The sequence below is a fragment of the Syntrophomonas wolfei subsp. wolfei str. Goettingen G311 genome (assembly GCF_000014725.1).
Taxonomy (GTDB): domain Bacteria; phylum Bacillota; class Syntrophomonadia; order Syntrophomonadales; family Syntrophomonadaceae; genus Syntrophomonas; species Syntrophomonas wolfei.
On sequence record NC_008346.1, the window covers coordinates 2,707,802 to 2,721,593 of the forward strand.

Here is a 13,792-nt window from a genome sequence, read left to right on the forward strand (position 1 = left end):
TTTTCTCCATAATTCTGATACTTATTTTTTATTTAAAGAAAAATCGGGATTTTCCTCTTTTTTACCTTAAAATAAAAAAACCGCCCAGCGGCGGTTTCTATATTCTTAATTTATACTACCCACCTTATCAATAGCCTGTCCCATAATCTCATCTTCTGCCTGCACCATTTTTTGCAGGGATTCATAGGCTCTAACCACGCTTATCAAGGTGACCATTTCCTTTACCGCATTTACATTGGACTGCTCTATATATCCTTGTAGCATTTCCGGTCTTTCCATAACATACGGCTCTTCCGGAGAATTTAAAAGGTTGTCGCCCAGGCGCTCCAGTATCTGCAAATCGTTAAAGTTTACTATCTTCAAGCGGGTTATATTTTCTCCGTCTACATTAATGTTCCCCTGCTCGTCAATTAGGAATTCCCCTTCGATAGTAATAGGAGAATCATTACTGTCAAGCACCGGGTATCCACTGTTGGTGGTAAGTATTCCCTCAGAATTTATTTTAAACTCTCCGCAACGGGTAAAACGCTGGCCTTCCGGAGTTTGCACTACAAAATAACCCGCCCCGGTAATGGCCAGGTCACAGGGGCTATCGGTTTTTTTAAGGTTATTGTTATCAAAATCGGTATAAATGCCGCTGATGGAAGCCCCAGTTCCCAAGCGGCCAATTACTACCGGCGACTGCACTTTCAGCTGTCCCTGCTTATCCTCCTTACACTCTCCCAAACGGCTTATTAACATGTCGGGAAAAGCCTTGGCTACTGCCGTATTTTTCTTAAAGCCACTGGTATTTACATTGGCCAGGTTATTGGCAACTACATCCTGCCGGGCCATTTGTAACATCATTCCCGCCCCGGCTGTATAAAGACCCCTAATCAAAATGCATCCCCCATTTATAACAAGGTGAAATAGTCCTCCGCTGCTTTAAACGGCAAGTTCCTATTAGCAAAACAGGCGGTCGGGTTTTAATCCCCACCTCGTTGCAGCGGTATAGAAACTGCTCCGCAGTTTCTTGCCATGCTTAAAATTATCCCTTATAGATATTATCGTAAACAGGGGGTAAAGGCTTTAATCTATAGCACTCTTTTGCTTCCTCTTCCTTTGGACTGGGCCAGCACGGATATTTCATTTAAAACTCGTCCCGTTCCCATAGCCACACAAGAAATAGCATCCTCGGCTATATGTACCGGCAGTTTTGTTTCCTTGGACAGCAAAGTATCCAGACCATCCAGCAATGAACCCCCGCCAGTCATTACAATACCATTATTGACAATGTCGGCAGCTAGTTCCGGAGGGGTAACCTCCAGTACTTTCTTAACCCCTTCAATAACGGTAGCTATAGGCTCTTGTAAAGCCAACCAGCAATCTTCGGAGCTGAACTGTATTGTTTTGGGCAAACCGCTTACCAGGTCGCGCCCTCTTACTTCTATTAATCGATTCCGGTTCGCGTCATTAACATAAGCTGTTCCCACACGAATCTTGACTTCCTCAGCTGTCCTATCACCTATCATAAGATTGTATTCTTTACGAACATAACGGATTATAGCTTCATCAAACTTGTCCCCCCCTACTCGAAGGGAAGAATTGCATACGATTCCACCCAACGATAGCACTGCTATATCCGATGTTCCTCCCCCAATATCCACCACCATGTTGCCAGTAGCCTCAGATATATCGATACCAGCTCCAAGTGCTGCAGCTACTGGTTCTTCAATAATAAAAGCCTGCCTGGCTCCAGATGATAGAGTAGCCTGTCTCACGGCTCGCTCTTCTACATCGGTGGCTCCTGTAGGTATACATGCTATTACCCGGGGCTTGAAGAATATTCTTCTTCCCATTACCCTCCGGATAAAATAGCTGAGCATCTTTTCTGTAGTATCAAAATCAGCAATAACGCCTTCTTTTAATGGCCGGATAGCTACTATATGACCAGGAGTCCTTCCCAGCATCTGCCTAGCTTCTTCTCCCACTGCAATTACTTTATTGCTGCTATTGTCGATAGCTACTACCGAGGGTTCATTAAGTACTACTCCACGACCCTTTTTAAAAACCAATACACTAGCTGTTCCCAGGTCAATTCCAATGTCTTCGGCAAACCACATTTCTTAACCAAGGCCTCCCCCAAAAAAATATACACCTGTTCATTATTTTACCTTTAATCAGCGGGGATGGCCATGGCTTTTTATTTTAATAAAATACTCACTACATACAAGCATATTTTTGCCTGGTCGCCTCTCCTCCCCGGATATGCCTCTCGGCCTTATTTTTATCCAGAATGCATCTCACCTGTTCAGCCAAATCCCGGTTGATGCGCGGCAGTCTTTCCGACACATCCTTGTGTACGGTGCTTTTGCTGATGCCAAATACTTCTGCTGTCTGTCGTACAGTATTGGAGGTTTGCAGTATGTGATAGGCGATCTTGACCGCACGTTTTCTTATATAGTTCTGCATCTTTTTCCTCCCTTTTTGAATTAATTAAATATATTCACCAATTCTCAACAGAAGAACAAAAAGGGAGAAGTCTAATAATTTATCCGGTAAAAATCTATATCTTTATAATATTTGCCTAAAATATCATGATAGTTTTTTCCCTGGGTTGCCATACCATTGGCTCCATATTGACACATGCCCAAGCCATGTCCATAACCTTTACTTATAATTAATAGATTGTTTTTTTGTTTTTTCAAACTTAAGCAGGTAGAAGGCAATTGGAAAATTCGGCGGAACTCTTCGGCGGATATCAAACGATCATCTAGTTGTAGTTTTTTGCTACGCCCGGACGGGGTCTTGGTTAATATTTTTATGGCTTCTGCATTGGACACCCCCGTAAGTTTTTGCAATTCCCCTGAAGAAAAAACCTGTATGCTTTCGTAATATTTGGAATGGCGGCAATAGTTGCAGGTAGTTGAGTGCAGGTAGGGAATATCCTTACCCCAGCTTTCCAGGGCACTCTCGGTTCTTCCCCCACAGGTCGAATGATACAAAGCATCAATGGGCTCGCCTTGATAAAGCATGATTTCTCCTCTGGTTTCATTACAGGCTTGCTCAATTTTTTTTTGCCATTGCTGCTTTCCCTGGGGATGCCGTTCCCCAAATTCCTCCCAGGAAATATAAGCCTGACATTCGTAGATGTTATCAGAAAGGTCTGCATTTAAAGCATATTTTCGTCCATCAATTAGTTTTTTAAAGGTATAAGTTCTAGCTGCCACTGCCTGGGCCTTTAAGGCTTCCAGTTCAAAAGAAGCGGGCATTTCTGCCGCTACTACTCCCTGGATGTATTCCTCTAATTTAAGTTTATAAGACTTATTTTCCTTGGTTCGGTATAAATTAATGCTGGGCTCCGTAAATTGCTTATCTTCTTTACAGCCGCGGATTAGCATGCAAGTAAAACACAGCAATAGCAAAAATCCTGCCAATATTAAAAGGATGTTTTTTGTTTTTTTACTCATGTATCATAATATTAAAAAGGATTTAGATTCATTCCAGCTCTCCTTTGATTAGAGACAAAAAAAGAGCCGTATATCAAGTGACGGTTCTTGTAAATATATATAAATAAGGTTTTATTAAGAAAAGTGAGGCGTTTTATAACTTTCTATATATCCTAGCCCCTAACCCGCTGAGCTTTTCTACTATTTTTTCATAACCCCGATCAATATGTTCACTTTCACTTATTATCGTACTACCTTTAGCAGTTAAACCTGCTATTAACAAAGCTGCTCCCGCTCGTAAATCCGTAGCTTTTACACTGGCTCCGCTAATTTCCTGAGTCCCTTTAATTATTGCGGTTCTTCCCTCCGTTTTTATTTTTGCTCCCATCCTTAATAATTCTTGTACATGCATAAAGCGATTCTCAAAAACAGATTCTGTTACTACACTGCTTCCCTCAGCCCGGCTAAGATAAGCCATGAATTGGGCCTGCATGTCCGTAGGAAAACCGGGATAGGGCAGCGTTTTTATATATACTGGTTTAATCTTTTTATTTCTTTTTACCCTTACCTGTGCTTTCTCTTCCTCAACTTCGGCCCCACTTTCAATTAATTTAGCGATTATCGCTTTTAAATGTTCCGGAATCACATTTTTGACCAGAACATTACCTGCAGTAGCCGCTGCTGCAACCATATAAGTCCCTGCTTCAATTCGATCTGGTATGGGGGTATAATTAGCGCCGGTCATTTTTTTTACCCCATCCACCTTGATAACATTACTTCCGGCTCCGCTTATCTTCCCTCCCATACTGTTTATAAAGTTAGCCAAATCTACTACTTCCGGTTCCAGGGCGGCATTTTCAATATAAGTTCGACCTTCAGCCATGGAAGCAGCCATTAATATATTCTCGGTAGCACCAACGCTGGGGAAGTCAAGGTAAATATGATTTCCTTTGAGTTTTTTAGCTGTTGCTATTACATCCCCGCAGGAAAGATTGATCCTGGCTCCTAGAGCTTGGAAGCCTTTCAAATGCAGGTCGATAGGTCGGTTACCTATGGCGCAACCGCCGGGAAATGATATTCTAACCTTCCCTTTTCTAGCTAAGAGCGGTCCCATTACCAGGAAAGAAGCTCTGATTTGCCGGACCAATTCGTAGGGGGGGTGGTTGTTTTGCGGCATACCAAAAGAGCAAATGCTCTTAGCAGATTCTTCTACTTCAACCCCAAGCGAATTAATTAAAGTTTTAATAATGGAAACATCATTAATCTCCGGGACTTTATTCACTGTAACTTTATCATCACTTAACAAAGAAGCTGCCAAAATCGGTAAAATAGCATTTTTTGAAGAACTTACTTCTACTTCGCCACTTATATTTTCGCTATTCTCTACAGTAATTGCCAATTATATATCACCTCCTTGGTACCCGAAGGGTGCAGGGTGAAGCCTTTTTCAACTTTTAATTTTTGAAGAGGCTCATATAAGTATTGGTATAAACCAACACTGCTTGAGCAATTTACAATTCTAATAATCCTTCAAAATCAATGGAGAACCAATATATATATAAGTTTTTCCCTCCTTAGAGTTACTTCTTGCGGCGACTTGGATATTGTATTTCTTTCTACCCATTAAAACCGAAGGGCTAATATTTTCTATACTCTGGCTGTATCCCGTCATGCTAACTATGTTTTTGCCTGCAAAATTATCTATTTCTTCTGATTTTAAAGTTTTCATTACTGTTCGTAATATCTTCTGTTGTGACTCTGTATTAAGACTCTGGTCAATTCTTCCGGTGTATAAATAATATGAAGTCCAGTTTAAATTACTTGCCCTGCTTAAAATTTGGGGCAGATTTCGCAGGTAATCACTGCTACATTCGCTAGAAACGAGGCTTAACAAAAAGTAAGTCTCGCCGTTTTGATCATCTGATTGGCCGCTTAACTGAAGTCTATAGTCTCCATAAGAGGAGTAAAAATTTATGGAGACAGGGTGCTTACCATTTTTAAAGTTCTTGGAATCAACTGGTACCTTTAGTATTTTTAAAATGTTTTCCATGTCTTGGCGAATCTCTTTTGCTGAAGATGTCTTTTTTATTCTTGCCCAGCAATCCAGACGTGATTCAAGTGAAATTGCACCGATTGATGCAAAAGATAGGTGATAAGGTGAAGGTAGCAGAACTTCCTTTTTTTGCTGGCTGTTAATTTTATGGTTACAAAAAGTGCAAATAAAAATAAACGAAATAATAATGACTATAACCCTCCGCATAATAATTCCCCCAGATCTTTTATTGTTAATTATTGCCGGGGGAAGAATGCTTTATTCCGTTAACTATTAAGCAGTAAAAAATAAAGGACCTGACACTAGTCAGGTCTTGTTGCGGTATTTAATTAGAGCTAATGGGTGATGCTTCACCCTGGTTCTCCGGTTTGCTCCCATCATTATCATTATTCATTTCCGTTTTCTGCTTTTCATCTTCTCTAGCTCTTGCCAATGCTTCCTGTCTCTCTATCTCCGCTTGTCTCTCTATCTCCGCTTGTCTCTCTATCTCGAGCTGTTGCAAATAAGCTTCTTTGCGTTGTTTTGCCGCCAGGGCACTTTTCTCTAATTTTATGGTTTGCCGCCAAATTAAAACAGCAAATACCATAGTTATAACAAAAACAACGCCAATAAGAATAAGAAACATGGTTCTCATCTAACTCCCCCTTTTTGCCGTTATTCCTTAAAACCTATCACCACCAATTGCTATCATCATCCCTCTCAATCTCCTCGTCCTCCCAAATTCGTCGCATACTCTCCCGTTTCTCTTTTTCCTTACGTTTCTGCTCTCTGGCCCTCTCCTCAATTTTGTGGGTGGTCTGCCATAGTAACAAATAAATGAGTCCTTTTAAAAAATAATAGCACAGGGTAATAATAATCAAATACCTGACCATGCTATTCATATTGAACTCATAATTGAATGCAAAAGATGTTACCGGCAGAAAACTACTGGCAATGATCTTTTCCATAGGGATATGAATTTTTAACTCCTCCCAATAAGTATGTATATCTATATTGCTTTATTATATAATCTAATCCCAAAATTTCAAAGCCGGAAGGAAACTTTTTTTCCTTCCGGCTTTGTCTTATGATTGTCATTCCAGGATACTAAAGGGGTTTCTCGCTGGCCCTGATCCGGGCAATAGCTCTCTGCAGAGCCATTTTGGCACGAGCATGATTAATTTCTTCGCTTCTTACTTCAAGTCTTTTTTCTGCCCTTTCCTTAGCGGCCTTGGCTCTCAATACATCAATTTCACTCCCATGTTCTGCAGTCTCTGCCAGAACACGGGTTCCATTATCAATAACTTCCATAAAACCACCGCTAATAGCCATACGCTTGTCTACACCAGTAGAGGTCTGGTAGCGCAATACGCCAATATTTAATGCTGCTACCAAAGGGGCATGGTTTTTCATAATTCCCAGTTCGCCTTCTATACCTGGAGCCACCATAAACTGGATCTCGTCCCGGTATAGTATCCTTTCCGGAGTAACTACTTCCAGCATAAAGGTACTCTCTGCCATAGGCTACGCCTCCAGTCTCTTAGCTTTGGCAACTGCGGTGTCAATATTACCAACCATATAGAAAGAATCCTCACTTAGATTGTCATGTTTACCTGCCAAAACTTGACTAAAGGATTCTACCGTCTCGCTGGTGGGTACATAGATTCCCGGTGAACCAGTAAACTGTTCCGCTACGTGGAAGGGCTGAGATAGGAACCTTTGAATCTTACGGGCTCTGGCTACTATCAGCTTATCCTCATCGCTTAATTCATCCATACCCAGAATGGCGATAATATCCTGCAGTTCCTTATAGCGTTGCAGTATCTTCTGAACTCCGCGAGCGGTATCGTAGTGTTTATCACCGACCACCTGGGGATCCAGTATACGCGAGGTGGAGTCCAGGGGGTCAACCGCCGGATAAATGCCCAGCTCGGATATAGCACGGGAAAGAACCGTAGTCGCATCCAGGTGAGCAAAGGTCGTGGCCGGAGCCGGGTCAGTCAAGTCGTCAGCGGGAACATAAACCGCCTGGGCGGAAGTGATGGACCCCTTCCGGGTGGAGGTTATACGTTCCTGCAAATAACCCATGTCTGTGGCCAGGGTTGGTTGGTAACCAACAGCAGAAGGCATACGTCCCAGCAGAGCCGACACTTCGTTACCAGCCTGAGCAAAACGGAAGATGTTATCAATAAAAATCAAAACGTCCAAACCGGAGAAGTCACGGAAATATTCCGCTACGGTCATTCCCGTCAGACCAACACGCAGACGAGCTCCAGGAGGCTCGTTCATCTGTCCGAATATCAAGGCGCACTTATCAATAACGCCGGACTCGGTCATTTCACCCCAGAGGTCATTTCCTTCACGGGTACGCTCACCCACGCCGGTAAACACTGAATATCCACCATGCTCGTAGGCGATGTTTCTTATAAGTTCCTGAATAATAACAGTCTTGCCCACGCCAGCTCCACCAAATAGTCCTATCTTACCACCTTTGGCGTAGGGGCAAATCAGGTCGGCAACCTTGATTCCAGTTTCCAGCTGTTGCGTAGCGGGCAACTGCTCAACTAGTGCGGGGGGCTTACGGTGGATTTCCCAGTAGTCAGAGGCATTTACTGGTCCCGCTTCATCAACTGGCTGACCCAAAACATTTAGTATTCTGCCCAGGCATCCTTCGCCAACGGGTATCTTAATGGCTGCACCGGTATTAACGGCTTTCATGCCTCGGCTAATTCCATCAGTAGGCTGCAGGGCAACGCAGCGAACTACGTCATTACCCAGCAACTGCATAGCTTCAAGCATAACATCGATTTCGGCAACGGCTGTAAAGCCGGCGTCCTGCTCGCTTGATCTAATTGTAATTGCGTTCATCAGGTCCGGTAATTCTCCAGGTTTGAAGCGTATATCAACAACCGCGCCGATAACCTGGGTTACCTCTCCATATGTTACATTCGCCATTATCTACTTTCCTCCTTTATTGAGGGCTTCGGCACCACCAACAATGTCGAGGATTTCATCAGTGATGGCCGCCTGTCTTACCTTGTTCATTTCCAGAGTAAGGTTGCTAATTATTTCTTTGGCATTCTCGGTAGCATTACCCATAGCTGTCATTCTTGCTCCCTGCTCGCTGGCTTTACCTTCCAGCATAGCGTTGTATATCTGGCTTCCCACATACCTGGGTAGCAATGCCAGCAAAATATCCTCAGCACTGGGCTCGTAAATGTAGTCCACTTGCCGTGTTTCTTTGATATCACTGCTGTCCGCTTCCTGGGTAGGGGTTTCTATGGGTAAAAGCTTGGTCACAGTTGGTACCTGGCGTAATACATTAACAAATCGGGCATAGACGAGGTACACTTCGTCTACTTCCTCATTCTCATAAGCATTGGTAACATATTGTGCTATTTCACGGGCATCAGCATAACTGATATTATCACCCAGGTTTATAAACTCGGCGTCAAAACCGCCCCGTTTGCGGTAAAAATCGCGGGACTTCCTGCCTACGGCAATAATACCGGTTTCAACTTTTCTCTCATCCTCAGCAATGGCATGGTTGGCGGCCCGGATAATATTGGTATTATAACCACCACAGAGGCCGCGATCTGCGGTTACTACTATATAGCCAACTTTTCGTACTTCTTCTCTTTTTACCAGCAGCGGATGCCGAACATCAAAAGATACCGCCGCCAACCGGGCCAGAGTTCCCTTCAAAGTTTCGTTATAAGGGCGGGACGACTCGGCTGCTTCCTGTGCACGCCGCAACTTGGCCGCCGCCACCATCTTCATGGCTTTGGTAATCTGCTGGGTATTTTGAACACTTCTTATTCTGCGCTTAAATTCTCTTACACCTGCTCCTGCCATTTAGATCACCACCTAAACCGCAAAAGTGGATTTAAATTCATTAATCGCCTTGATAAGTTTTTGCTCTGTTGCGTCATCTATTTTTCCTGTGTCCTTGATAGCGTTCAATACATCAGCATTGGCACTGCGCATAAATTTGAGGAAATCCACCTCAAATTCACCCACTTTATCTCTGGGAATATCGTCTAAATAACCATTAACTCCAGAATAAATGGATACAACCTGTTCCTGCACCGGCATAGGTTGATATTGTCCTTGCTTCAGTATCTCGGTTACTCTTTCACCACGGGTCAGGCGGGCCAGAGTGGCTTTATCCAGGTCGGAGCCGAACTGGGCAAAAGCCGCCAGTTCACGATACTGAGCCAGGTCCAGTCGCAACTGACCAGCAACTGATTTCATGGCTTTGGTCTGAGCGGATCCACCAACTCGACTGACAGACAATCCAGCATTAACCGCAGGGCGTTGGCCGGCGTTGAACATGTCAGCTTCCAGGTAAATCTGACCATCAGTAATGGATATAACGTTGGTCGGAATATAGGCGGATACGTCACCAGCCTGGGTTTCAATTATAGGCAGAGCCGTTATGGACCCTCCACCGTGGTCAGGGTTCAAACGGCATGCTCTCTCCAACAAGCGGGAGTGCAGATAGAAAACGTCGCCCGGATATGCTTCGCGGCCAGGCGGTCGGCGGAGCAGCAGGGACATCTCACGGTACGCTACGGCATGCTTGGAAAGGTCATCGTAAATAATGAGAACGTCTTTGCCTTCAGCTTCCATAAATTCTTCCGCCATGGCAACCCCGGCATAGGGAGCCATATAAAGCAGAGGAGCCGGTTCAGACGCGGTAGCAGCAACAATAATAGTGTAATCCATCGCACCCATTTCTTCAAACTTGGCGGCAATGCCGGCTATAGATGCTTGCTTTTGGCCGACGGCTACATAAATACAAATAAGGTCTTTCTTTTCTCTCTGGTTAATTATACTATCAAGAGCAATGGCGGTTTTCCCGATCTGACGGTCACCTATGATGAGTTCACGCTGACCTCTGCCGATGGGAACCATGGAATCAATAGCCTTGAGTCCAGTCTGCATCGGTGTAGTAACCGGTTGACGGGTAACAACACCATGAGCCACTTTTTCCAACGGGCGAAAAGCGGTGGTGTTGATGGGTCCTTTTCCATCTATAGGTTGTCCCAGAGCATTTACTACCCGGCCCAACATGGCAGACCCAGCCGGCACTTCCATGATTCTTCCGGTAGCTTTTACAACATCGCCTTCTTTAATATGATTATATTCTCCCAAGAGAACCGCACCAACGTTATCTTCTTCCAGGTTTAGAACCATTCCGAAGGTTCCTCCAGTGAACTCCAGCAATTCACCAGCCATGGCCCCTTGCAGTCCGTATACGCGGGCAATACCGTCACCAACATATATGACTGAGCCAACATTGCTGACCTCGACCTCGGATTGGTAGCGCTCTATTTGTTCTTTTAATATAGCGCTAATCTCTTCCGGTCTAATACTCATTTATGTGCTCACCCCTATCGCATTAACTTATCTTTGCTTGTTTAAGTTGTTCTTTTAACATTTCGAGTTTCTTGGCAACGGTGGCATCCACGATCTGGTCACCTATTCGTATTTTCAAGCCACCTATCAGTCCGGGGTCAACCTTCAAACTAAGTTGAACCGTCTTCCCGGTTTTAGCTGAGAGATTCTGTTCCAGATTCTTCATGTCCGCTTCTGAAACTGGAGCAGCTGCAGTCAGCTCAGCCTTGGTAATATTTCTCAGTTCATCAGCCATGTCCCGGTATTCCTCGCTGATTAACCCGATATAAGTCTCCCGGCGTTTATCGATAATCATATTTAAGAAGTTCAAAGTTAGCTGGGAAACCTGTCCTCCAAAGAGCTTATTGGCCACTTCCTTTTTGGCTTTGGCCGGTATTAAAAGATGGGCAAAGTATTCTGGTAAATTTTCGGTGGTTTCAATGATACTAACCAACTTTTCCAGCTCCTGCTGAAGTTCATCTACTTTTCCCGTTTCCCGAGCAATGCTAAAAAATGCTTCAGCATAGCGCCTGGCGACGCTCTTGTTTAACATAATAGATCGCCCGCCTCGTTAACAAATTGTTTAACCAGGTTTTTGTGATCATCATCATTAATAGCCCGGCTCAATACCTTTTCCGCAGCCAAAATAGCCAGGGAAACGGCTGAATCTTTGAGTTCCAGCTTGGCCTGCTCGGTGGCAGCCTGAATCTCAGCCGCTGCTTTGTTTTTGATTAATGTGGACTCTTCTTTGGCCTTGGCTATGATTTCGTTTTTGGACTCTTCTGCCGCTTTGGTCGCACGAGCAACAATTTCTTGAGCCTCTTTACGGGATTCTGCCAGGTTGCTGGCGGTTTCTTTTCTCATTTGTTCTACTTCTAGTTTGACTTCTTCTGCATGCTTCAAAGAGCCTTCAATGGCATTTGTCCGCTGTTCCAGCATATTATTGATAGGACCATAAGCGAACTTGTACATAAGAGCCAGCAGAACCAGGAAGTTAACTGCCGACCAACCGATTGCATAAAGGTTCCCGAATGCAGGCGTCTTGCCGTCCGGTTGCGGGACAGGCACATTACCTCCGCCTGATGCCATGCAGAAGGTGGCAAATCCCAATATCATAACCATGGTCACGAGGAGGACCGATAAATAGAATCTCCTGTTCCTTCTCACGGATGTGCTACCTCCAATCTCAAGAGCAAAATAGTTTTTGGGGCGATAAGGTTCTAAGTTCTATAAAGTTCTTAAACGCCTTTACCGCCCCTAAATCGAGATTTTTACTTCATTAATTAGGCTTTGCCTACCAGCATGAATGCAATGAGTAGACCATAAATAGTCAGGGTTTCAATAAAAGCCAGTGTTATGAAGAGAAGGGTTCTTACGTCTCCTCCAACTTCAGGCTGTCTGGCAATAGCTTCAAAAGCTTTACCTCCAGCAATGCCCATTCCTATACCACCACCGATACCGGCGATTGATACAGCTAGACCAGCACCTAATGCTACGCCCATCTTTTTCCCTCCTTTCATTGCTCAGATGGTTTATTCATTGAGCTATATTTTAATTTTTTAATGACCCTCTCCAGCAGCGGCCGCTATATAGCTAGCCGATAGTATTGTAAACACTATGGCCTGGATAGCACCCAAGAGCAAACTCAGGCCCATTATCGCAGATGGCACAATAAATGGTGCCATAAACAACAGATATGCAATAACCATTTCTTCACCAAATATGTTACCGAATAGACGAACGGTGAGGGACAACGGGTGCGCCACCTCTTCGACCAGGTTCAAAGGTAACATCGCCCAGCTCGGGCTTACAAAATGGTGCAGATAATGTCCTCCGTGCTCGGAGAATCCGGCGATATGAACCGAAAAGAATGTAATTAAAGCTAAGGTCATGGTAACGTTCCAGTTACTGGTGGGAGGCTGAAAGCCTTCAATGCGGGCTGCTCCAGGAATGAGTCCGCTGTAGTTGCTTAGTAAGATAAACAGGAAGAACGACGTAAGTAACGGAGCCCATTTCTTGGCAACACTTTCTTTATCCATTAACTGAGTAAAGAAGTCATAAGTCCACAATATAATGGCTTCAAAAGCATTTTGTAAACCCCTCGGAACCATCTGCATGTTTTTTGTTGCGGTCATAGCTATAATTCCGATGAAAGCTATTATAACCCATTCTGTAACAATTAGATGATCAACTGGAATGGGACCAAGATAAAACAAGGGACTATCCCACATACCAAATATCATTTCTCTTTCCCCCCTTCCTTACATGTACTTATCGCAGTTTTGCCAGCCCCTTATCCCCGGACTGAGCGCAAAACTTTAGACTCTCGAAACTACAGGACTAAATCTCAACTATTAGATTTTAGAAATAGAGGCTTACCAGGAATCGAGCCTGATTAAATATATTGTTTACTCATTTTCTCGTTTGGAGGTTTTTTCTTTGATATCTTGGATGCTTTTCTTTATAGGAAAACTCTTTTCCCACATCGCCTTAATACCTGTAGCCACTCCCAACATAAAACCAGCCAAAGTCAACCATGGCTCAGTATCGAATTTTCCATCCAGCCACTTGCCGGCAAAATAACCCAGGGCTACCGCTGCTGCAACTGTGGTGGCCAGGTTTATCGCATCACTAAGTCCTTTGACCCAGTTTTTGCTGCCTTTTTCCGCCATTAACTCACACCTTTTGTCCTTATGCTGCAGTATCCCCTATTCCCTATTCGTCATAAATAGGCAAAATCCTTTTTTCACAAAATAAAATTTTTGGGCTAAAATCAAATGCTATTTCTCTTCAAAATGACGAATTTATTTGGTTCGGAATAAGGGCGACCTATTCTACAGTTTTTTATGGATAAGTATTTTTAATTCGTTATAGGATAGAAAAATCCTTTTATTGCTTTGGTTAATTTCGATTTTTTTGAACCGCTTTGGAA

At 43.7% G+C, this 13,792-nt stretch carries 17 protein-coding genes; all 17 read right to left on the bottom strand.

Annotation, left to right across the window (positions count from 1 at the left end):
• Positions 1 to 105 precede the first annotated feature (105 nt).
• Positions 106 to 879 (bottom strand): flagellar basal-body rod protein FlgF, encoded by a 774-nt coding sequence (flgF, locus tag SWOL_RS12305; RefSeq protein WP_041427596.1) that lies wholly within the window; start codon positions 877 to 879, stop codon positions 106 to 108.
• 194 nt (positions 880 to 1,073) lie between these two features.
• On the bottom strand, positions 1,074 to 2,102 hold the full coding sequence (mreB, locus tag SWOL_RS12310; protein ID WP_011641747.1) for a rod shape-determining protein: 1,029 nt from the start codon (positions 2,100 to 2,102) through the stop codon (positions 1,074 to 1,076).
• A 100-nt stretch (positions 2,103 to 2,202) separates the two neighbouring features.
• Positions 2,203 to 2,451 carry a sporulation transcriptional regulator SpoIIID gene (gene spoIIID / locus SWOL_RS12315; RefSeq protein WP_011641748.1) on the bottom strand — a complete coding sequence of 83 codons (249 nt, stop codon included), beginning with the start codon at positions 2,449 to 2,451 and terminating at the stop codon, positions 2,203 to 2,205.
• A 71-nt stretch (positions 2,452 to 2,522) separates the two neighbouring features.
• Complete coding sequence (gene spoIID / locus SWOL_RS12320) at positions 2,523 to 3,380, bottom strand: stage II sporulation protein D (protein ID WP_207635296.1); 858 nt, start codon at positions 3,378 to 3,380, stop codon at positions 2,523 to 2,525.
• Positions 3,381 to 3,582: 202 nt separating this feature from the next.
• A complete protein-coding gene (murA, locus tag SWOL_RS12325) occupies positions 3,583 to 4,827 on the bottom strand; it encodes a UDP-N-acetylglucosamine 1-carboxyvinyltransferase (RefSeq protein ID WP_011641750.1) in 1,245 nt (414 codons plus the stop codon).
• A gap of 120 nt (positions 4,828 to 4,947) precedes the next feature.
• The gene (locus SWOL_RS12330; protein WP_041427597.1) at positions 4,948 to 5,688 is read right to left on the bottom strand and encodes a YwmB family TATA-box binding protein; all 741 of its coding nucleotides are present in this window, start codon (positions 5,686 to 5,688) and stop codon (positions 4,948 to 4,950) included.
• A gap of 118 nt (positions 5,689 to 5,806) precedes the next feature.
• On the bottom strand, positions 5,807 to 6,115 hold the full coding sequence (locus SWOL_RS12335; RefSeq protein ID WP_011641752.1) for a hypothetical protein: 309 nt from the start codon (positions 6,113 to 6,115) through the stop codon (positions 5,807 to 5,809).
• A gap of 37 nt (positions 6,116 to 6,152) precedes the next feature.
• Positions 6,153 to 6,428, bottom strand: coding sequence for a hypothetical protein (locus SWOL_RS12340; protein ID WP_011641753.1), 276 nt, complete (start codon positions 6,426 to 6,428; stop codon positions 6,153 to 6,155).
• Between the two features lie 139 nt (positions 6,429 to 6,567).
• Positions 6,568 to 6,981, bottom strand: coding sequence for a F0F1 ATP synthase subunit epsilon (locus SWOL_RS12345; RefSeq protein ID WP_011641754.1), 414 nt, complete (start codon positions 6,979 to 6,981; stop codon positions 6,568 to 6,570).
• 3 nt (positions 6,982 to 6,984) lie between these two features.
• Positions 6,985 to 8,415, bottom strand: coding sequence for a F0F1 ATP synthase subunit beta (gene atpD, locus SWOL_RS12350; RefSeq protein ID WP_011641755.1), 1,431 nt, complete (start codon positions 8,413 to 8,415; stop codon positions 6,985 to 6,987).
• Positions 8,416 to 8,418: 3 nt separating this feature from the next.
• Entirely contained in the window at positions 8,419 to 9,315 is an 897-nt protein-coding gene (atpG, locus tag SWOL_RS12355) for an ATP synthase F1 subunit gamma (RefSeq protein WP_011641756.1), read from the bottom strand.
• A 12-nt stretch (positions 9,316 to 9,327) separates the two neighbouring features.
• On the bottom strand, positions 9,328 to 10,842 hold the full coding sequence (gene atpA / locus SWOL_RS12360) for a F0F1 ATP synthase subunit alpha (protein WP_011641757.1): 1,515 nt from the start codon (positions 10,840 to 10,842) through the stop codon (positions 9,328 to 9,330).
• 22 nt (positions 10,843 to 10,864) lie between these two features.
• Complete coding sequence (locus SWOL_RS12365) at positions 10,865 to 11,413, bottom strand: F0F1 ATP synthase subunit delta (protein WP_011641758.1); 549 nt, start codon at positions 11,411 to 11,413, stop codon at positions 10,865 to 10,867.
• Entirely contained in the window at positions 11,407 to 11,976 is a 570-nt protein-coding gene (atpF, locus tag SWOL_RS12370; protein ID WP_242649337.1) for a F0F1 ATP synthase subunit B, read from the bottom strand. The genes SWOL_RS12365 and atpF overlap by 7 nt, the downstream gene beginning before the upstream one ends.
• 167 nt (positions 11,977 to 12,143) lie before the next feature.
• Complete coding sequence (gene atpE / locus SWOL_RS12375) at positions 12,144 to 12,362, bottom strand: ATP synthase F0 subunit C (RefSeq protein ID WP_011641760.1); 219 nt, start codon at positions 12,360 to 12,362, stop codon at positions 12,144 to 12,146.
• Between the two features lie 57 nt (positions 12,363 to 12,419).
• Complete coding sequence (atpB, locus tag SWOL_RS12380) at positions 12,420 to 13,103, bottom strand: F0F1 ATP synthase subunit A (RefSeq protein WP_011641761.1); 684 nt, start codon at positions 13,101 to 13,103, stop codon at positions 12,420 to 12,422.
• Positions 13,104 to 13,268: 165 nt separating this feature from the next.
• A complete protein-coding gene (locus SWOL_RS12385) occupies positions 13,269 to 13,532 on the bottom strand; it encodes an AtpZ/AtpI family protein (RefSeq protein ID WP_011641762.1) in 264 nt (87 codons plus the stop codon).
• Positions 13,533 to 13,792: the final 260 nt, after the last annotated feature.

Coding starts and splice junctions, on each gene's coding strand:
- spoIID (WP_207635296.1), bottom strand. CDS start 3,380: ATGCTAATCCGCGGCTGTAAAGAAGATAAGCAATTTACGGAGCCCAGC.
- mreB (WP_011641747.1), bottom strand. CDS start 2,102: ATGTGGTTTGCCGAAGACATTGGAATTGACCTGGGAACAGCTAGTGTA.
- atpE (WP_011641760.1), bottom strand. CDS start 12,362: ATGGGCGTAGCATTAGGTGCTGGTCTAGCTGTATCAATCGCCGGTATC.
- atpF (WP_242649337.1), bottom strand. CDS start 11,976: ATGATATTGGGATTTGCCACCTTCTGCATGGCATCAGGCGGAGGTAAT.
- spoIIID (WP_011641748.1), bottom strand. CDS start 2,451: ATGCAGAACTATATAAGAAAACGTGCGGTCAAGATCGCCTATCACATA.
- SWOL_RS12330 (WP_041427597.1), bottom strand. CDS start 5,688: ATGCGGAGGGTTATAGTCATTATTATTTCGTTTATTTTTATTTGCACT.
- SWOL_RS12345 (WP_011641754.1), bottom strand. CDS start 6,981: ATGGCAGAGAGTACCTTTATGCTGGAAGTAGTTACTCCGGAAAGGATA.
- SWOL_RS12335 (WP_011641752.1), bottom strand. CDS start 6,115: ATGAGAACCATGTTTCTTATTCTTATTGGCGTTGTTTTTGTTATAACT.
- atpG (WP_011641756.1), bottom strand. CDS start 9,315: ATGGCAGGAGCAGGTGTAAGAGAATTTAAGCGCAGAATAAGAAGTGTT.
- SWOL_RS12340 (WP_011641753.1), bottom strand. CDS start 6,428: ATGGAAAAGATCATTGCCAGTAGTTTTCTGCCGGTAACATCTTTTGCA.
- atpB (WP_011641761.1), bottom strand. CDS start 13,103: ATGATATTTGGTATGTGGGATAGTCCCTTGTTTTATCTTGGTCCCATT.
- atpA (WP_011641757.1), bottom strand. CDS start 10,842: ATGAGTATTAGACCGGAAGAGATTAGCGCTATATTAAAAGAACAAATA.
- atpD (WP_011641755.1), bottom strand. CDS start 8,415: ATGGCGAATGTAACATATGGAGAGGTAACCCAGGTTATCGGCGCGGTT.
- SWOL_RS12365 (WP_011641758.1), bottom strand. CDS start 11,413: ATGTTAAACAAGAGCGTCGCCAGGCGCTATGCTGAAGCATTTTTTAGC.
- SWOL_RS12385 (WP_011641762.1), bottom strand. CDS start 13,532: ATGGCGGAAAAAGGCAGCAAAAACTGGGTCAAAGGACTTAGTGATGCG.